This is a genomic window from Parasegetibacter sp. NRK P23, assembly GCF_023721715.1.
Lineage (GTDB): Bacteria > Bacteroidota > Bacteroidia > Chitinophagales > Chitinophagaceae > Parasegetibacter.
The window spans coordinates 663,781-681,999 of the sequence record NZ_JAMDLG010000001.1 but is presented as its reverse complement, the minus strand read 5'-3'; the positions used below and the strand labels follow the sequence as shown (position 1 = coordinate 681,999).

Annotated in this window: 15 protein-coding genes; 2 read left to right on the top strand and 13 right to left on the bottom strand. The window is 49.1% G+C overall.

What is annotated here, in order from left to right; all coding sequences use genetic code 11:
• Positions 1-263: 263 nt before the first annotated feature.
• From M4J38_RS02700 to M4J38_RS02690, 3 genes are all read right to left on the bottom strand, one after another.
• A complete protein-coding gene (locus tag M4J38_RS02700; RefSeq protein WP_251757986.1) occupies positions 264-1,634 on the bottom strand; it encodes an OprD family outer membrane porin in 1,371 nt (456 codons plus the stop codon).
• Between the two features lie 23 nt (positions 1,635-1,657).
• Positions 1,658-2,473 carry a sulfite exporter TauE/SafE family protein gene (locus M4J38_RS02695; protein WP_251757985.1) on the bottom strand — a complete coding sequence of 272 codons (816 nt, stop codon included), beginning with the start codon at positions 2,471-2,473 and terminating at the stop codon, positions 1,658-1,660.
• A gap of 243 nt (positions 2,474-2,716) precedes the next feature.
• Entirely contained in the window at positions 2,717-3,370 is a 654-nt protein-coding gene (locus M4J38_RS02690; RefSeq protein WP_251757984.1) for a Crp/Fnr family transcriptional regulator, read from the bottom strand.
• A 129-nt stretch (positions 3,371-3,499) separates the two neighbouring features.
• On the opposite strand from M4J38_RS02690, the gene M4J38_RS02685 reads away from it, so the two are divergent.
• Positions 3,500-3,709 carry a DUF2892 domain-containing protein gene (locus tag M4J38_RS02685; protein WP_251757983.1) on the top strand — a complete coding sequence of 70 codons (210 nt, stop codon included), beginning with the start codon at positions 3,500-3,502 and terminating at the stop codon, positions 3,707-3,709.
• A 274-nt stretch (positions 3,710-3,983) separates the two neighbouring features.
• Here the strand turns inward: M4J38_RS02685 and M4J38_RS02680 are convergent, their stop codons facing one another.
• The 4 genes from M4J38_RS02680 to M4J38_RS02665 form a co-directional block, all read right to left on the bottom strand.
• Positions 3,984-6,491 carry a cation-translocating P-type ATPase gene (locus tag M4J38_RS02680; RefSeq protein ID WP_251757982.1) on the bottom strand — a complete coding sequence of 836 codons (2,508 nt, stop codon included), beginning with the start codon at positions 6,489-6,491 and terminating at the stop codon, positions 3,984-3,986.
• 870 nt (positions 6,492-7,361) lie between these two features.
• Positions 7,362-8,966 (bottom strand): OmpA family protein, encoded by a 1,605-nt coding sequence (locus M4J38_RS02675; RefSeq protein WP_251757981.1) that lies wholly within the window; start codon positions 8,964-8,966, stop codon positions 7,362-7,364.
• A 71-nt stretch (positions 8,967-9,037) separates the two neighbouring features.
• A complete protein-coding gene (locus tag M4J38_RS02670) occupies positions 9,038-9,982 on the bottom strand; it encodes an ATP-binding cassette domain-containing protein (RefSeq protein WP_251757980.1) in 945 nt (314 codons plus the stop codon).
• A 23-nt stretch (positions 9,983-10,005) separates the two neighbouring features.
• Positions 10,006-11,166 (bottom strand): S8 family serine peptidase, encoded by a 1,161-nt coding sequence (locus M4J38_RS02665; protein WP_251757979.1) that lies wholly within the window; start codon positions 11,164-11,166, stop codon positions 10,006-10,008.
• Between the two features lie 236 nt (positions 11,167-11,402).
• On the opposite strand from M4J38_RS02665, the gene M4J38_RS02660 reads away from it, so the two are divergent.
• Positions 11,403-12,698 carry an OmpA family protein gene (locus M4J38_RS02660; RefSeq protein WP_251757978.1) on the top strand — a complete coding sequence of 432 codons (1,296 nt, stop codon included), beginning with the start codon at positions 11,403-11,405 and terminating at the stop codon, positions 12,696-12,698.
• Positions 12,699-12,863: 165 nt separating this feature from the next.
• On the opposite strand, the gene M4J38_RS02655 is transcribed toward M4J38_RS02660, so the two are convergent.
• The 6 genes from M4J38_RS02655 to M4J38_RS02630 all read right to left on the bottom strand — a co-directional run bounded on the left by M4J38_RS02655 (position 12,864) and on the right by M4J38_RS02630 (position 18,216).
• Positions 12,864-13,346, bottom strand: coding sequence for a hypothetical protein (locus M4J38_RS02655; RefSeq protein ID WP_251757977.1), 483 nt, complete (start codon positions 13,344-13,346; stop codon positions 12,864-12,866).
• Positions 13,343-13,816 (bottom strand): hypothetical protein, encoded by a 474-nt coding sequence (locus M4J38_RS02650; protein WP_251757976.1) that lies wholly within the window; start codon positions 13,814-13,816, stop codon positions 13,343-13,345. The genes M4J38_RS02655 and M4J38_RS02650 overlap by 4 nt, the downstream gene beginning before the upstream one ends.
• 144 nt (positions 13,817-13,960) lie before the next feature.
• On the bottom strand, positions 13,961-14,680 hold the full coding sequence (locus M4J38_RS02645) for a DUF4397 domain-containing protein (protein WP_251757975.1): 720 nt from the start codon (positions 14,678-14,680) through the stop codon (positions 13,961-13,963).
• 263 nt (positions 14,681-14,943) lie between these two features.
• Complete coding sequence (locus tag M4J38_RS02640) at positions 14,944-15,543, bottom strand: hypothetical protein (protein WP_251757974.1); 600 nt, start codon at positions 15,541-15,543, stop codon at positions 14,944-14,946.
• An 18-nt stretch (positions 15,544-15,561) separates the two neighbouring features.
• The gene (locus tag M4J38_RS02635; protein ID WP_251757973.1) at positions 15,562-16,839 is read right to left on the bottom strand and encodes an LVIVD repeat-containing protein; all 1,278 of its coding nucleotides are present in this window, start codon (positions 16,837-16,839) and stop codon (positions 15,562-15,564) included.
• Between the two features lie 24 nt (positions 16,840-16,863).
• The gene (locus M4J38_RS02630; RefSeq protein WP_251757972.1) at positions 16,864-18,216 is read right to left on the bottom strand and encodes a hypothetical protein; all 1,353 of its coding nucleotides are present in this window, start codon (positions 18,214-18,216) and stop codon (positions 16,864-16,866) included.
• Between the last annotated feature and the right edge of the window lie 3 nt (positions 18,217-18,219).

Below are 18,219 nucleotides of genomic sequence, written 5' to 3'. Positions count from 1 at the left end.
ACCAAAATCACGAACGCAGTGAAGTGATCTCCCCACGACTACCACCCAACTAATTCACATTACACCCGTCCTCGCCCCCGCAACGCCTCACCCGAAAAAAGCCCGTTGCCACAAATACTGCTCCGAACAACACAGCCGACCAACCACCCTCTCCCCAAAACAACACCCCCGTACCCATAAAAAATCCGCCCAGCCCAAACCGAATAACCCGGTTCCATAAATCCACCCGTTTTATCGATCGTAAAGTGCTCATGGTTTTCAGTTTAAAAATGATAATTCAATATCAAACTATAATGCGATAGTGCAGTTTTATTAATCAGGTATTTCTCCGCCACCTCTTCTTTCAATAACCCCTTATGCACATACAATAATCCAATATCCATCCCGCTCAAGCTACCCTGAAACCCATAATCCGCCCATAATTTAAGGTGATTGTAAGCGGGTAGCCCATATTTGTTCAAACTAAAATCATCCGCCGGAGGAAGGTAATAATGTCCATAACCCAATTCAGTTTTCAGGCGCTGCCGTGGCAACTCTTTTTTCACCAGTACGGAAACCGCATGCACATTCCCATACCCTTCATTTCTTTCCCTGGAGAGATACGTGAACAAGGGCTCTGTGCCCCATTCGCGCGGAAAAGTAAACCTTCCGGAACCGGTAATCCGCGTATAATTAAGCGTGAATTGTGTATGCTCCCGTTCCCAACCTGTTCTTGCGCCGAAAATATTCACCTTATTCGATGGATCGAAGTAGGTAAGATCTGGGTTTGGATTACCGCCATCATGAAGCGCATCCTGCCGGATGTATTGTACTGCGGCTAGCCAGCGGCCCTTGGGGAACGGGAATTTTTTCTCCGCCTGAAGCATGGTTGTATGGAAGATGTTTTCCGCCACATATTCCCAGGCCTGAACATGTGTTTCCGTATCGGGTTGAAAATGAAGCCCCGTGAGGAAAACACCTTTCGAGTGCAGTTTATTTTTGTAGTCGCCTCTTGTGCCGTTCCGGTTGATGCCCTGAGGATATATGCCAATCGTATGCGATGCCGGGTACCACTCGGTTGTGCTGCGTGGGGAAATATTGTACAATAACCCGCTTTCGATTTTTATAGAAGAAGCAGGATGCAGTTGCGCAAAAAGTCCTTCCACTTCCGTGGGGCGCATTCGGCTGTCTTGCGGATTGATGAACGGGGTTTTGATGACCTGTTTGCCGAAGGTGATGGTGTTCTTTTTGAATTGATAAGCAAGATAAAGTTCTTCGAGCCGGTCGATGTTCTTTTTGTTGTAGGGGTCTTCCATATCAAACAAACCGATCTCGTATCTGTTGTGTGCATTCGTTGCGGGATCGGCCTTGCCGAGATCGGAGGAGAAAATATTATAGATGAAGAATCCGCTTACGCCAAGTTTGAATCCTTTGAAAGCGGCCGTTTCGTATTTGATACCGCCGCCTACGGCATTGGCATGATAATCTGAAAGCCCGTGCCTGTTATCTGTGCCCATGAAGAACTGTCTGAAATGCCCGTGAATGCTTCCTTTCCTGAAGGCATGGATCAGTCCGGCAGTATCCGTAGTGTGTTCCTGTGCCTTCGTAGTATGGAGCAGAAGTATTGCTGTTAGTAAAAGAAATGGATGCTTCATAACCCACTGAACGTTGAATAATGTTAATGCCCGGATACTGTTGTGGCGAAGAATAGTTCTTTCACAATAATGTAAATGCCCATCACCAGTACGAACCAGCCGAATCCTTTTTTGAGTTTACCAGCTTCTATTTTTTTGCTTAGTCGGTTCCCCAGGAATATGCCCAACACCGCGAGCACGGTAACAGTGGCGAGTAAAGACCAGTTCATGCTTCCTTTCCCGAGATCACCTGTGAATCCGATCAATGATTTGGCTGCGATGATAAGTAATGATGTGCCAATGGCCTGTTTCATGGGCAGCTTGCTAAGCAGCACCAATGCGGGAATAATCAGAAACCCGCCGCCAGCGCCAACGAGCCCTGTAAGTGTGCCCACCACGGCGCCTTCCAAAAGTATCAGCGGGTAATTGAATTGCTGAGGTTGCGTTGCAACGGGATCGTTGCTCGCTTTGTTGCGGATCATGGAAACGGAAGCGAATACCATCAATGCCGCAAACAATAGCATCATCATCAGCGATTTGGTAACCGCCAATGAGCCAATGGAAAATAACTCAGCCGGAATAGATGGAACAATGAAAGCGCGTGTAGCATATACCGCAGCAATAGAAGGAATGCCAAAAATCAGCGCCGTTTTCAGGTTAACCTCTCCCAATTTATATTTCGGAAAACTGCCCACCAGACTGGTAGCACCCACGATGAACAAAGAATAAGCCGTTGCCACTACCGGCTCTACATTAAAAAGATAGACCAGCACCGGAACGGTAAGAATGGAACCTCCGCCACCAATCAGTCCCAGCGAAACGCCTATTACCAATGAAGCCAGATAGCCTGCGATTTCCATACGATGTGTTTTGCATGCAAATCTCCGCTTCAGCCCCCGCTTCCTTCGTGACCAAGATCACGAACGCAGTGAAGTGATCTCCCCACGACTACCACCCAACCAACCCCTCGCCCCAAAAACATCCCCACTCCAACAATCAACCACTCACCCAAAAAACATCCCCACTCCCCAAATCAAGCTCCCCCCAAAAAAAACATCCGCACTCCAACAATCAACCCCTCGCCCCAAAAACATCCCCCCAACTTAACCCAACGCCCTACCCAAATCCACAATCTCCACATAACTTTTATGCAACCGCACCAACCCTTTATCAGCAAGTTTTTTCATCAACCGTGAAATCACCTCCCTTGAAGAATTTAACTCCTGCGCCATCTCAGTAAAAGAAAGATGAATATTATTAGAATGCGTAGTCTCCTGGTATTTCCTCAGGTAAAACACCAGTCGTTCGTCCATATTCCGGAACGCGATATGGTCCACGGTGGAAAGCAATTCCTCGAACCGCGCCCTGTAGGTCTCCAATACAAAATAGTACCACGACTTATATTTCGCCATCCATGCGTCCATATTATCCAACGGTATCCTGACCACTTCCGTAGGCTGCACCGTTTTCGCCATAATCTGGCTGGTCTCCTGTTTCGCCGCGCAGATCATCGACAAGGCACAGGCCTGGCCCGGCTCCAGGTAATACATGAAATACTCGTTCCCTTCTTCATCCTGCCGGAATACTTTCACCAGTCCGCTGATGATGAGCATCGTGGAGCGGATATTCTGCCCCTTCCTCAACAACCATTCCCCCGCTTCAAACGACTTCAGTTCCGCCTTCTCCTCCAGTTCCTCCAACAGGGTCGTTTCAAACTGAGGAAATTGTGCTTTTATGTTATTGCCATTTTGTTCCATAAACCGGTTTTAGCATTTTAATGAATCAGGCGTGAAAAGAAAATGATTTTGAACAACCCGCAACGTGATAAAAATCACGCGCATGGCTTTCTTTCTCCGCTAACTTTCCTCTTCCCAAAAAGTAAAACTATGAAAAAAAATATGGGCTCCACCGACAGAGCCATCCGTGTACTGGCAGCCATTGCGGTCGCCATTCTTTATTTTTCCGGCACTATTTCCGGCACTTTAGGTATCGTATTATTGGTTGTCGCTGGCGTTTTTCTTCTCACTTCTCTCGTAGGTTTCTGCCCACTCTATACCATACTTGGCCTGAATACCTGCTCCCGGAAAAGCCAATAGGGATAAGAATTTTGGATTTCCCATCAACCCAGGAAGTTCGCCAATAATTTATGCGTTGCGCCTGCGAGGCAGTGAGGAACGAAGCAGGAAGCAGTGCGCCGTTGCCAAAAAAATACACATCTACAAACTGAAACCACCCCAAACACAAACAACGCGTTGCGCCGTTGCGAGCAATTATTTCACCAAGGCCTTGCGTCCTAGCCTCCTTGCGCTGCGCAGCGCGAAGCGCAAAGCAATTGCGTGAAAAAAACACCAGGCTTTCCGCGTGAAAAACTCACCTCCTCCTCACCACCTTTTCCATTTCAACCGCCACCATCACCAACCCCGAAACCCCCAACGTAAACAACAACTCATTCAACGTAAGCGGCTCCGTATGAAAAAACGTGTTCAGAAACGGAATATAGATTACCCCCAGTTGCAGCAACAAAGTTCCCGCCACAGAAAGCAGCAAAGGAATATTCCCCATCAATCCCAACTTAAACACCGAGCGCGTCTCACTGCGAATGGCCATCACGTGCCACAACTGACAAAAACACAACACACTGAACGCGATCGTTTGCCAATGCAGTTGATGCTCTAATGCGTACCATTGTGCGCCAATGGTAATGAGCCCAATGAAAATACCCACCCACAACACATGCACACCAAGCCCCTGCGCGAAGATGTTCTCGTCCGGATCCCGTGGCGGACGGTCCATAATATGTTTTTCGGGTGCTTCCGCGGCAAGCGCTATGGCCGGCAACCCATCAGTTACGAGGTTCACCCATAGAATGTGCACGGGCAATAACGGTATGGGCAGACCAAGCAAAGGAGCCAGGAAAATACTCCATATTTCAGCCGTATTCCCGGTGAGAATGTATTTGATGAACTTGCGGATATTATCATAGATGCGCCGCCCTTCTTTCACGGCTTTCACGATGGTCGCGAAGTTGTCGTTCAGCAGGATCATGTGCGCCGCTTCTTTGGTAACATCGGTTCCGGTGATGCCCATGGCCACGCCGATATTCGCCTGTTTCAGCGCCGGCGCGTCGTTCACGCCGTCGCCGGTCATGGATACGAATTGGTTGTTTTCCTGTAATGCGGTTACGATATTGAATTTCTGTTCAGGAGAAACCCTTGCATACACTTTAATCTGTTCCACTTCTTCCTTTACTTTCTCTTCGGAATATTGTTCCAGTTCTCTTCCGGTAACAATTTTATCGGCTTCGGTTTCAACGATGCCCAGTTCCCGGGCGATGGCGGCGGCGGTAAGCGGATGGTCACCAGTAATCATCACCGGCACGATTCCGGCTTGTTTGCATTCCCGGATGGCCTGCTTTGCTTCTTCCCGCGGCGGGTCCATTAATCCGGCAATGCCGGTGAAGTTCAGTTCTTTTTCAATGTTTTCAGGGGTGATTTCAGCGGGGAGTTCTTTCAGTTCCTTCGTGGCATAAGCGATTACCCGCATGCCTTCACTGGCGAAAGCTTCTTCCTGTGTTTTGATCTCTTGTTGTGCGGTATGGTTGGAGATAGAAGCCAGGTATTCCGAGGCGCCCTTCGTGATAACGAGATAACCTGTTGGAATCTTATGAATGGTGGTCATCGCTTTTCGGTTGGAATCAAAGGGGATTTCTTTCACCCTTTCCAGTTGTTCCTGCTCTCCGGCGTAAGCTACCAGGGCCAGTTCTGTGGCTTCGCCTGAAGGTTTTCCATCTTTCTCCATCACATCATGGTTCAGGCTCATCGCCTGCAATAGCAATGCTTCCGAACTTTCCGGCGTATGCCATACTTTCTCCACCTTCATTTCATTTCGGGTGAGCGTTCCCGTTTTATCGGTACAGATATAAGTGACCGATCCCAATGTTTCCACGGCGTACAGCTTCCGGATAAGCGCTTCCTGTTTGGCCAGACGCCTGGCGCCAAGCGCAAGCGATACGGTGATGACCGCGGGGAGCGCTTCAGGAATGGCGGCTACGGCCAGTGAAATAGCGGTGAGCAGCATCCTGTTGAATGGTTCGCCACGCAGGTATCCTACAAAAAACAGTGCGGCGCATAAGCCGATTACAATGAAGGTGAGCTTTTTGCTGAAGCGGTTCAGCCGCAATTGGAGCGGCGTTTCACTCTGCGCGCTGTCGAGCATCCCCGCGATCTTACCCAGTTCGGTTTGCATCCCGGTGGCCACTACAATGCCTTTGCCGCGGCCGTTGGTGAGCAGGGTGCCTTTAAAGGTTATATTGGAGCGGTCGCCGAGTGGTAGTTCTTTTTCTGAAAGGGGTTCAGTTTGTTTGTCAACCGTGTTTGATTCTCCTGTAAGACTGGCCTCGTTTATTTTGATACTTTCAGCTTCCAGCAGCCGCATATCGGCGGGAATCATGTTGCCGGCTTCCAGTAAGACAATATCGCCGGGTACAAGTTCCGATGAAGGGATTTCCGTTGTGGATCCGTTCCGGAGTACTTTCGAACTTGGGGCCGCCATTTGCTGCAGCGCCTCCATCGCTTTTCCCGCGCGGTATTCCTGGATGAAACCAATCACCGCGTTCAGCACCACAATGAATACGATCACGATCGTGTCTGCCGCTTCTCCAATGAAGAAAGAGATCAATGCTGCCGCCAGCAGCACCACGATCATTACGTCCGCGAACTGTCGAAGGAAAAGTTTCAGGGGAGAAGTTTTCGTTTTTGATTGCAGTTCGTTCTTTCCGTGCTCCTGCAGTTTTTTTTTCGCCAGCTCCGTGCTCAGTCCCTGTATGCTACCGTCCGTTTGTTTCAGTACTTCCTCCACAGGTAAAGTATGCCAGTTCATGTTGAAATTTTTAGTAGTGATGAAGGAGGGTATGGAATTGAAGGTTCCATAAGGTAAGCATTTTTACCCGTTAGGTAAGGCAGTTAAAAATTATGCCAGCAGGGAAGATGCAGAGAATGATTTAAAAAAGAAGCCCCGGCGGGAACACCAGGGCGTCAACCAAAACCAACTGCGTTTGAGGGTGGCAGTTGTAACTGTAATGAAGTAACAAATGTAGATGGTTCATGCGGATACTGGTTGTCGATATCGGGAAATTGATGTTCGAAACCCGGAAAATCCGTACTAGTACGCGGTTTTATTCGTAGATGTACGTGTTCCTCCCTGCATCCGATTACCGATTGCTAAGTGAAACACTTAACGGTGGGTTAACCGGTGGTTAACCGGGCTTTATTTCTTTTCCCGGTTGCGGAAGCGGCGCATCTTTGTACTGCAATCGTCCAATAGCAGTAAATGTCCAAATGTCCAAACCTAGAAAAAACTAAAATCCGAATCCTGGAAAACCAATGATCCAAACTATGAAAACCACATCCAGGTCCTGAAAACCTGATCCTGAAATCCAAACCGTGAAAACCCGAACCCTGATCCGTGCCCTCCCTATCCTGTGAAACCCTGACCGTTCAAACCTGCCGATCCTATAGCAGTGGCGCAAGCCGCCACTGCTGCGGCAAACTCCGAAACCCTGAATTTTTTCTATAGTTAAGTGTTGGTTGTAGCGCCCCGTTCGAAAGAGCGGGGTCTTTTATTTTACCACAAAGTGGTATTGCATACGATGGAGATGACGGTTAGTTTTGTGGCGCATCAACCAGTTCGTTTTTTGTAAGATAAAGAAGCAAGTTTTCTCTTCGGCCCCGTTGTTTTCAGCGGGGCATTTTAATTCTTAAGTATCTTGAATTCCACCCGCCTGTTCAGCTGCCGGTTTTCATCCGTGTCATTTGGTACTACCGGCATGGTTTCGCCGTAACCTTTTGACGTAATGCGTGCGGCGGCAATACCTTTGCTCAGGATGTATTCCCTCACCGAACGGGCCCTGTTGTCACTAAGGGTGAAGTTGTAGTCGTCGGAGCCACGGCTATCTGTATGCGCACTCATTTCTATTTCGATGGCGGGGTTTTCTTTCAGGAGTTTCACCACTCTGTCTAGTTCCACGAAAGATTCAGGACGCAGGTTATATTTGTCGAAATCGAAGAATACATTGTTCAGCCTTACCACCTGGCCTATTTCAATGGGCACGAGGTACAGGTCTTTATGAATTTCTTTGTACCCTGCTTTTACGAGTGAATCAAGGTTAAGGTTTTCTGAAACAGCGAAGAAATGATCGGCGGTGGCGCGGATGCTGTAGTTTTTGTTGTAAGGCAATACGATTTTGAAGGATCCGTCGTTGGGTGCGGAAATGCCGTTGCCGGCCTGTTCTCCATCGGGAAGTGTTTCATATACCAATGAAGCGCTCAGCGGCTCTTTGGTTTTCTGGTTGTACACATTGCCGCTAACCAGTACCACGGGCGCTGGTTTCTCTTTTTCCAATAATTTGACCCGTACTATATCGCTTTCGCCGTATGTGTTTTGTTTGGTGGTGAGGTAGGCGTATTCGCCGCCCGCGTCCATGGTGAAAAAAGCGTCCCAATCTGGGGTATTGATCGGGCTGCCCAGGTTAACCGGGTCACTCCATTTCTGCCAGGATTTATCGAGGCGTTTGGTCATCCAGATATCATTGTCGCCCAGACCACCCGGCCGGTTGCTGCTGAAATACAGTGTTTCTCCGTCGGGCGCTAGGTAAGGGGTCATCTCATCGTGTTCGGGCAGGTTGATCTTTTTGCCCAGTGATTTGGGTTCGCTCCAGGAGCCGTTGGCTTGCAGAAAACAAACATAAAGGTCGTTGTTGAAGCCATTTTCTTCAGGTGTCATGTAGAACAGCAGTGTTTGCCCGTCGGCTGCCATGCTGGCGCCGGACTGGTTGCCACGGTCGTATTTCTGGTAGTTTTTGATGGCAAGCATATTGGGTGGGCTCCATTTCCCGGACACAGTGCGGTAGCTCATGCTTACGCCTTTTCCACGGAAACCTCCATCCACAAATGCGCCACGGATGAGTATGCGGTTATTATCCGGGGATATCCAATACACAGCATTGTAAAAAGTAGTGTTGATGGGGTCCTTCAGGTGCCGCGCCTCCTGCCAGGTGCCGTTGCTGTCGCGGATCGCGTACCAGATGTCCTGCGAATTGGGGATGGAGCGGAACTTCGTATTGGCGGGATGGTTCTCGCAGATGAAGAAAAGCAGGTTTCCGTCTGCTGAAATGGTGGGCCGGAGTTCCGGAAGATCCGAATTGATGTTGATACCGAGGTTTTCCACTTTTACAATGGTGGAAGCGGTAATGATGTTTTCTTTCTGCTGCACCAGCGCTGCGGTGTCCTTTAAGGGCTGCGCATTGGAGCATACGGTAATAACAAGCGCGAGGAAAAGGGGTATAGTTCTTTTCATGTAGTTGGATATTGGAATCTGCCGAAAAGTACTACTTATATCCCTGAAAAGAAAGCGTACACACCCGCTTTTTACCGGGAACGCAGCCGTAAAAACACGGTTGATCCCGGTGTTTTGTCCCCTTTTTCATCCCGGATGAGGATCGTTTCCCCATTTACTTCGGCTTCCAGTTCATAATGAGAACCGAAGTACCAAGTTTTCCGTATCACTGCCGGAACGCCTTTTTTGCCGTTCATTGTTACGTCTTCCGGCCGTACAATGCGCCGTCTTTTCCTTGGGGAGAGCAGTGCGGCAGTTTCCTCCGAAAGAAGCGTGTATTTCCCGAAAAGTCCCGCCACATATTCGTTTACGGGGTGGTCGTAAATTTCTTTGGGACTTCCTTTCTGCACCAGCGCGCCCTGTTGCAATACCAAAACCTGATCGGCCCAGGAAAGGGAGTCCATCGGGTCATGCGATACCATCGTGCAGGTAATGTGCAACGCTTCGCTGATATCCTGTAATACCGCTTTAATCATCTTCTTATGCGACATATCCGCGTTCGAAAATGGCTCGTCCAGCAGCAATAATTTTGGAGCCGTTAACAGCAGACGTGCAATCGCGATCCGTTGTTTTTCCCCGCCCGAAAGCTGGTTCGTTCTTCTTTTCAATAAATGGGAAATCCTGCAGATGGCGCAAATCCGCTCCAGGTCCTGTTCTTCCAGTTGATTGGCATATTCGAGCACCTGTTCCACCCGGAGATTATTCGGTAATTCAAAGTGTTGAGAGAGGAATTTGATGCCTGGATGACCGGGTATCAACTGGTCCTGCGGGCCAATGATTTTTTTCCCTTCAAAAAATACGGTGCCGGTATCGTGTTCAATCAGTCCGCCGATGATCTTCAGTAAGGTCGTTTTACCCGATCCCGTTTCTCCCGCGATGGCCAGCCTGGAGAAAGCCGGTTGAGAGAAACTGATGTCTTTCAATTCAAATCCGCGTTCATCTTTCAGGCCAATATGCTGTACGTTCAAAAGATCCATGCCCAAAAATAGGTCAAATCAGCTCAATACTTCGCGATGGGATCGGGTGTTCCATCCGGATCGTTGGTGGCAGTACCGGAACTGCCCACGCTTCCGCGCAGCGCAAGAATGCCCGCCAGGTGTGGCGCTGCCATGGAAGTGCCGCTGAGCCGGGCGTAGCGCCCCCTGGAGTAAGTCGATACTATATTCACACCAGGTGCCGCGAAATCGACCACATCATTTCCGAAATTGGAGAAGGACGCGAACCTGCCCAAACTATCTATTGCAGTAACGGTATACACATTGGCATGATTAACCCTTGCGGGAGAAGATTTATTCGCGGCCACGCCATCATTGCCGGCGGCTACCGCAAAAAGGAATCCGCGGTTGGCGAGCGTAAGCACGGCGTTGTCCAGCGCATTCGAAATCGTATCACTGCCCAGGCTCATGTTGATGACATCGCCCGCGGCGCCGTTCTGCGCAATGTAGTTCAGCGCCCGGACCAAGTTGCCGGTATTGCCTTCGCCTTCATCGTCCAGTGCTTTCAGCGCTACGAGTGTTGCGCCGGAGGCCACGCCCAGCACGCCTGTTGTATTGTTCAGCGCACCAATAATACCCGCTACGTGCGTGCCATGACCATTGCCATCATCGGCGGAAGATTCACCGCTCACGAAACTGGCGCTCAGGGTCTGGCTCACCAGCAGGTCAGGATGGTCAAGGTCTATGCCGGTATCAATCACCCAGACTCTTTTCCCCGTGCCATCTCCCACGCCTACGCGCCGCACGCCCCATTGTGCCGTAGAAGGCGCTACCAGTGAAAAACAACCTGTGGCCAGGGAAATGATCCTGTCCCTTTCTACCAGTTGTACTTCGGCATCTTTCCGGAGTGCATCGGCCTGCACGGCAGTCAGTTTCGCCAGAAAACCCGGTTGCGCGCCGGTAAACAACGCGCCAAGTCTTTCCTGTTCTATGGCGCACCTTTCCAATACCGAGCCCGATCGTTTGGAAAGCGCGGTAACGGCATCGGTCTTCAGCAGCGGATCGCCTTCATTCAAAACCACGATGTAAGCTTCTCCCGGAATACTGCTGAAAGTAACGGGCTCACATTCTTCTGCCGCCACCTCTTGCGTGGTAGTTTCAGCTTTCTTGCACTGGCTGAATGCCAAAGCAACGCATATAGCGGTTCCTCCAACGATCCATTTCATTTTCACCTGATTTTCTGTACACAAAATTGTAAGTATATCTAACCTCAATGTACGGGGAATGTTGTGCCGGAGTTGCCCTGGAAGTGCATATTAACGTTTCCTTGGTGGTGAAACAGGACATGTTTGGGGTAAGTGCCACCACATATATATGGGAGCCTGTTTCATGTATTCCACATCTTCATGCGGTTGTTTACTATCCAGTGCCGAAGCAACTTTGTACCCGTAAAGCAAACGCCATGAAAAAGAATTTTTCTCTCCTCCTTATCCTGCTTCCCGCCTTCGGTTTTTCGCAGGGCATACTGGGTAAAGTAAAACAACGCGCGCAGCAAACTGTGGAAAACAGGGTGCTGAATAAAGCGGAAGCTGAGGTGAACAAAGGACTGGATAAGGCTGAGGGAAAAAAGAATGAAACAAAAAACGTTACAGACAATGCAACGGAAGATTCCAATATCGATGAAGCGCCTGCACAGAAAAAAGATACAAAACTGAAGCAGTACTCGCGCTACGATTTCGTGCCGGGGGAATCGGTTTTTTATTTCGCGGATTTTAACGGACAGCCCATCGGCGAACTGCCCGTAGGCTGGAACAGCAATGGTTCCGCTGTATTGGTGACGCTGGAAGGGATTGAAGGGAACTGGCTCCGCCTGCCCCAGCGTACGGTAACACTTACAGACAATAAAAAAGAAATGGGGGAGGATTTTACCCTTGAATTTGATGTGGTGATGCAGTATGAATTTAATGGATGGTTGCCGCCGCACCTGCAGTTTGGGCTGTTCGCAAGCGGTGAAAAGGATGCGGTAGCGAATGATTACCTGAATGAACCTTACGGACTCAAAACTTTGTATGTGACCATCAATCCCGCAAAAGATGGCAGAACAACGGTAAGCATGCAGAGCTACAATAAACGGAACCGGTATTTTAACGGACCCGCCAAGGCGCACGGCGCAATTGAACAATTTTACGGGAAGCCGCTCCATGTGGCCATGAAGGCGCAAAAAGAGAGAATGCGTGTTTGGTTGAATGGCGATAAAGTGTTCGATATTCCCAAAGCGATTCCGGTGGAAAATATTTTCAACCAACTCTTCTTCCAACTGGAAAGCAGTGCCTACGCCGATGAGCAGGTAAACGTGTATGTAGGGAATTTTAAAATGGCCAGGGGACTGCCGGATACGCGGCACAAACTGGCGGAAGAAGGGAAGTTCAGTACAACCGGAATTTTGTTTGAAAGCAATAAGGCGGCCATCAAGCCTGAATCGTCGGGTGTGCTGGCTGAAATTGCGGGCGTGTTGAACAAGTATCCTGAACTCAAAGTGAAGATCATCGGCCATACCGATTCTGATGGAAGCGATGAAGCCAACCAGAAGCTCAGCGAACGCAGGGCCGAGGCCGTAAAAGAAGCGCTGGTGAATGAATATAAAGTGTCGGAAGATCGTTTGCAGACCGCTGGAAAAGGGGAAAAGGAGCCGGTGGAGAAAAACGATACACAAGCGGGGAAAGCGCAGAACAGGCGGGTTGAATTTTTAAAATTGTAATAAGGGCAAGGTCTTTTGTTAGGGGTTTAGCTTAGTGGAGCAACTTGTTCGTAAGAACGGTTGCTTCGCTTTTTATGCGTGAGGTGTTTGTAGGTGAAAAAACGGTGGGAAGAAATGAAATGCGTCTTGTAGTTTTGTGGAGAAGATGAAAGTAAAGTGTAGGGATCAGTAGATGGCGTGAATTGTTTTTTTGTCCTTGCCCAACAAAAAATGGTCACCCGCTTTTTTAGAATAGAGTTGCAACGCTAACGGTGCGTTAGGGGATACGAACAAGATGGTTCTTCCGGAGAATGCTTGTTTGCCGAGGCCCGCGGCAATAAATATGGAGGTTTCCCCACAGTCTATCACTGCGCCTTTAGCTGGCGTATTGTAAAGTATTGAAGTGTCTGTTTCCTGGAGATTGGCCCACTCCAGTAGTTGGGCGGCTAGTTGTCGCGCATGCATGTCTTTGTCAATATGGCTCATGGCACGTGAGGTTTCATATTTATCTCCGGCAGAGCTCTTTTCTTCCTGGTTCGCGGCCTGTTGGGCGGCGTTCATGTTGTGGCGTGCGGTATCAATCCGCAACAGTAGCTGTTCCATGCAGAAGGAAAGCAGCGCATGTTTATAAGCGATTTTTTCAGCGGAAGTGGAAGGGGGATAACTCATTGCAGCGATTCAAGTTTTCGGCGGTAATCGTATTGAAGGTCCTCATGTACCGAAGCCAGCAAAGTGTTGATCTTTTTGAGTTGCTGGTTACGGATGTTGTTGAGGATGGGGTATTTTTTGAATGGGATGTGATGTTCCGTTAGCAGCGCGCAGAAATGCAGGGAGAGTTCCAGCGCCGCTTCTTTGGATGCTGTGTATTTTATGCGTTTGTTCATCTGGTTGAGGATCTTCCGGAGCCGCTTCTTGGTAAAATACACCTGAGTGAGGGGGATATCGGAGAAGCCTTCTTCCATTTCCTGTTTCGCAAGCTGAATGTAAGCGTCTGCATCGTGCGCTTCAAAAAGCAGGTAGTGAAGTAATTCTTTGTTCTCTTTTTTGAAGCGGGCCAGGCGCAAACAGAGTTCTTTCACCTCCTCATGCGGAAGGTTGCCGAGTTCCTGTTTGATCTCCTGTATGGTGGATGTGCTCATGCCGTAAATATCATTTAATCAAAGTACAGCGGCAAAATACGGAGAAACGGAGATATGGCATTTAACTAAACGAAAAGCCGGATCACTCCGGCCTTCCGTTGTTCACAGGGAACAATCGACGGTTGAGAAAAAAAATAATACCTGCTATTCGGTCAATCGTCCGTTCTCTATGAAACGGATCTTTGTTTGTTGCGTGGTATCCGTTGCACCCGGTAATCCAAGGAGCAATACGGTGTAAGCCTTGCTTTGTTCCACAGTGATCGTTCTGTTGAGATTAATATTGCTTTCGTTGTTCACTGAAATGTCAACGCTTCCTGGTGTTACGGCCATGAATTCAGATACCGTTCCAAAACGGGCGGTACCATCGGCGATATTATTGCCACCGGCCACTACACTAACCTGTGGTTGCGAGGAGTCGGGGATCGCGTTGATGTACCGGATATACGCTTTTCCGGAGGTGGAGGATAGACTGTCGAAGTTGTCACGGACAATGATGTTCCGGTAGGTGTCATTGGCGCCAACCAGGAAGAGAGAGTAGAATTTGCCGTCTTCAAATAGATTGCTGCTCGTTGCCAGGGAGGTGTTCTGGGAGAAATCATAAGATTGCGCCTCCCTGTTGCCGGTATAAACGCTGAGGTAACCACCGGTGAAATTGGTGTAAGCCAGGGGCGCCTGCGTTAAACTGTTGCCCGATAAGGTAATGCCGGCGTTGGCCACATCAGGAGCCAGGTTGAATGCCATAAGTCCTGACACAGGAACTGTTGTGCCTTCACTATTCTTCTGACACGAAGCGAAGAAAACACCGGACAGTACTACGCCACAAGCCAATAGCAGGTTTTTTCGAAGAAAATTCGCTTTTTTCATACTATGCACACATTTTGAGGATTGAATAATAAAAGGGTGGGGTGTTATTCAAGTGAAAAAATGGTGCCAGTTAAAAGGCATGGACAGGCAATTAACGTTTCTTTTCGATCGTGTTAAAATTGGTATAAAACAAATTTACGGGCACAATATAAAGTTCAGTCCCGTGCACAAACGGAAGTTGTTTTCCGTCGGAAGGTAACAACAGAGGGCGGATCGTACTTTTCGGACCCGCCCTCTGTTGAAAGCACATGAGAAGGAGATGTTTAAAAACTAATACCGGCTTTTAAGACAATGCGGTTGTATACATACTTCATTTGTTGGGTAGTATGCGATGTGGCTGAAGGTGGCGGAATGCTACTGGATATCCACCACATAAAATTCGGAACATACTCCGTGGCCATCGTGGTTTTCTGACTGTAACCCGCCTGGAGCAGGAAGGCCTTTTTGCCGGAAAGGTTCCATCTGTAACCGATTCCGGCTTCCGCCATCCAGGCGCCGTGGAGATCGTACTGCTTATGCTCGGTCCAGAGTTTGTTGTTCCACTCTTTTGTTTTAACGGGAATGGAAGGCCCACCTTGCGCATACAGTAGCGGCCCTTCCTTTGCGTTGCCAAACCTGTATTCAACATGAGGAAGAAAGGGGACGTGCAACATGAGGTATTCATCTACGCCCGTGGCGATACCGATGAAGATGTTCCGGCGCTGAATGCCATGCGTGGTTTGAAGAATGTATCCGCCAGATGTTTGCCCAATGGCGTATCCTGGTGTTAAACTGCCTTCGTAACCCCATTTTTTCTGTTGTTTTGTCTGCGAAAAAACGGTAGCGGAAAGGAGCAGGAATAATGGAACGGTGATCTTTTTCATAAAGTGAGTTGACGATGATTAGAATTTTATTCCGATCCTGCTCAGCAGTTTAATATTGTTGATGTCTGAATAATCGTATTGATAGAGCCCGTCTTCTGCGGAAACGATAGCTACATTATTGAAGCAGATTACATCGAAAGTTTTGGGCATTGGGATGGTTGATTTGATGGTCACATTTGAGGGGTTACTGGCATCCAGTATCCGGAGCCCGTCCCTGCCATCGCAAACAAATAGATGGTTGCCCGCCTTGCTGAGTCCGTGTGGATTGGTGAGCGGGTAGGATTTTACCAGTTTGGGGGAGAAGATGTTCTCCACATTCACCACATCCAGTTGGTTCACATAACCCAGGCATTGTGTGCCGTTGCGCAGCGTTACATAAGCGTAAGTATCGTCGGCGATAACGGGGTCGCATACGCGTGCATGGTCAAATGTGCTTGCTTTTACCGGGTTGGCGGGGTCTTCAACGGAATAAATGTGCATGCCGCTCTGGGCACCGATGAAGAGTTTGTCTTTGAATGGGTAAATCGTTTCAATGCCCCATCCCAACGAGGTTTTTGTTTTCCAGACCGGGTTCATCGGTTGCGAAATGTTCAGTACTTCTAGGGTGGAATTTGAAACGGTATAAAGATGTTCCCGCTGGATGGCGAAACGCGCCATGCTGCCTCCCACGCCCTGTTGTGGCGCGGTTTTTACGCCTGCACTATTGGCGGCCATGCCTGATGCGGCGGAGAAGTTGAAGGAAGCATCAAAAAACATGATCTCGTTCCTGCGGGTGCCGTTCTCGATCTTTTCTGTTACCGTGGTGTCTTTGGTGATCCATTCCGTAATTACTTGCCCGGAATCCTGGTAGTAACCAAGTACATATACACGTTCGGGGAACAGGTTGGGGATGGTCTTTACATACTTTACATCATTCGGTTGCGCGATGTTGAGCACGATCAGGTCTGTGTAACAATCGGCGTACAAAGTATTGCCGTAAGCCGCCATATCACCACATCCGGGAATGTGGATGAAGGATTCCACGATGGGGGCGGCGGGGTTCAGGTTGTTGATCACGTGAATGCCTTTGCCCAGTTCGTTGAGGAAGATGTAGTGCCCGAGCAGGTACATCTTTCCTGCGGCGGAAATGGTTTCGGGTGCGGTATTTCCGATCTGGGCCACTACTTCCGCTTTGGTCTGGAAAACGGGTCTTGTGATCTGGTAGGTGTAGGTCTTGTAAGTAGTGTCCTTCAGGCAACCGCTGAAAATGGTAAGGACGCTGAGACTAAGGAATAAGTGTTGAAGAAGTTTTTTCATGACTATACTTTTTTAAGATGGAAGCTACTTTTTGAAAGAGACGGGAATGGCTGCCGAGAACTGCCACTGCCGCCAGTAATTCGATGTGCTGCTGATGGGTGAATAGGCCCGGGTGATGTCGTATATGCTTTGCAGGGAAAATTGATAAGCCTGTTTTGTATGGTAACTGATCCCGCCTGAAACGGACGCGCTGATTGTTTTTTTGGCGGACGAAAGAGGAAGGTATGTGCCTGTTGAATAGTCTGGGACAAGGAATACCGCCCCGGCATTATATCCTGCCTGTACACCTGCTTTTAGTGAAATGCGTTGCTGAAGCACAGGTAATTTGTACGCTATCGATGATGCGATGGCTACTCGGGAGAAATAACCTGAATGTTCCTGCGTGTTGCCCGCCCTGTAAAAATGGTTGATGGATTTATTTTCGAACCCCGTGAACTGGGTATTGAAACTGGTATCTTTCCTGGAACCGGTGAACTGCGTGAAACGCAGGTGCTGGAAACCGAGTCCTGCTGTGAGTGTCCATTGGTCGGACAACGGTTGTACACGGTTCAAAAAAGCGGAATAGGAGGCGCCCGCCCTCGGACTATAAATAACGCCAGGCACCTGTGAACCTACACTGCCGTTCCCGGGAACAGGGGAGTTGTAGGAATAGCTATCCTGGTAAGCAAAGGGGCGTAACAGAGAGGGAATGCCATCCTTCATATTCGAAAGTCCTGAGGCTACCTCAATTTGCCAGAAGCCTTTATGTCGGGTAAACCGCTGCCCGTTCACCACAATGCTGCCCGTACTGTTTGTGGGGATGTCGAAGGTGCCCGGTTTTTTTTCCTGAAGCAGATCGATAGCCGGAAAAACAGGGGGGGCGGTAGTGATAACTTCCGGAAGCAGCGCAATGTTTTTTTCTGCTTCATCCGGCAGGATCAGGGCGGAAGAATTATCTTCTCCATGCGCCGTTTTTTCTTTTTTAATTACAGTGTTGGAAGAACCGGCGGCTGATAAACGATTGCTACCGGTTTTCCTATTGAAGGGAGTACTTCCCTGCACGATGCTGACCGGAGGTTTGTTAGAAGCGCTTGCGTCGGTAGCGTGAACGGATTCTCTTTGTTGACGGCTGTTACCTGCACCTGGTGTAGAAAAAGAGGAATGCTCCTGCCGTGTCGCCGATGATGGCGATTTTTTTTCTCCGGAGGAAAGGATTCCCGTGAACAACAGTATGGGGATAGCTGCTCCTGCCAGCCCGACGGGGAACCACCACCAGGCCAATCGGCGTTTCTTTTTTTGGTCCAGTTCGGCGGAAATCCTGTTCCACACATCTTCACGGGGCGCGATCCGGTATCCGGCACCCTGTTGTTGAACCTGTTTTTCAAAATCTTCCCGCATGGT

Excerpts from the sequence above, each read along its gene's own strand:
- M4J38_RS02700 (WP_251757986.1), bottom strand. The coding sequence starts at position 1,634 with ATGAAGCATCCATTTCTTTTACTAACAGCAATACTTCTGCTCCATACT.
- M4J38_RS02645 (WP_251757975.1), bottom strand. The coding sequence starts at position 14,680 with ATGAAAAAAGCGAATTTTCTTCGAAAAAACCTGCTATTGGCTTGTGGC.
- M4J38_RS02650 (WP_251757976.1), bottom strand. The coding sequence starts at position 13,816 with ATGAGCACATCCACCATACAGGAGATCAAACAGGAACTCGGCAACCTT.
- M4J38_RS02630 (WP_251757972.1), bottom strand. The coding sequence starts at position 18,216 with ATGCGGGAAGATTTTGAAAAACAGGTTCAACAACAGGGTGCCGGATAC.
- M4J38_RS02635 (WP_251757973.1), bottom strand. The coding sequence starts at position 16,839 with ATGAAAAAACTTCTTCAACACTTATTCCTTAGTCTCAGCGTCCTTACC.
- M4J38_RS02670 (WP_251757980.1), bottom strand. The coding sequence starts at position 9,982 with ATGGATCTTTTGAACGTACAGCATATTGGCCTGAAAGATGAACGCGGA.
- M4J38_RS02690 (WP_251757984.1), bottom strand. The coding sequence starts at position 3,370 with ATGGAACAAAATGGCAATAACATAAAAGCACAATTTCCTCAGTTTGAA.
- M4J38_RS02685 (WP_251757983.1), top strand. The coding sequence starts at position 3,500 with ATGAAAAAAAATATGGGCTCCACCGACAGAGCCATCCGTGTACTGGCA.
- M4J38_RS02695 (WP_251757985.1), bottom strand. The coding sequence starts at position 2,473 with ATGGAAATCGCAGGCTATCTGGCTTCATTGGTAATAGGCGTTTCGCTG.
- M4J38_RS02660 (WP_251757978.1), top strand. The coding sequence starts at position 11,403 with ATGAAAAAGAATTTTTCTCTCCTCCTTATCCTGCTTCCCGCCTTCGGT.
- M4J38_RS02655 (WP_251757977.1), bottom strand. The coding sequence starts at position 13,346 with ATGAGTTATCCCCCTTCCACTTCCGCTGAAAAAATCGCTTATAAACAT.
- M4J38_RS02675 (WP_251757981.1), bottom strand. The coding sequence starts at position 8,966 with ATGAAAAGAACTATACCCCTTTTCCTCGCGCTTGTTATTACCGTATGC.
- M4J38_RS02680 (WP_251757982.1), bottom strand. The coding sequence starts at position 6,491 with ATGAACTGGCATACTTTACCTGTGGAGGAAGTACTGAAACAAACGGAC.
- M4J38_RS02640 (WP_251757974.1), bottom strand. The coding sequence starts at position 15,543 with ATGAAAAAGATCACCGTTCCATTATTCCTGCTCCTTTCCGCTACCGTT.
- M4J38_RS02665 (WP_251757979.1), bottom strand. The coding sequence starts at position 11,166 with ATGAAATGGATCGTTGGAGGAACCGCTATATGCGTTGCTTTGGCATTC.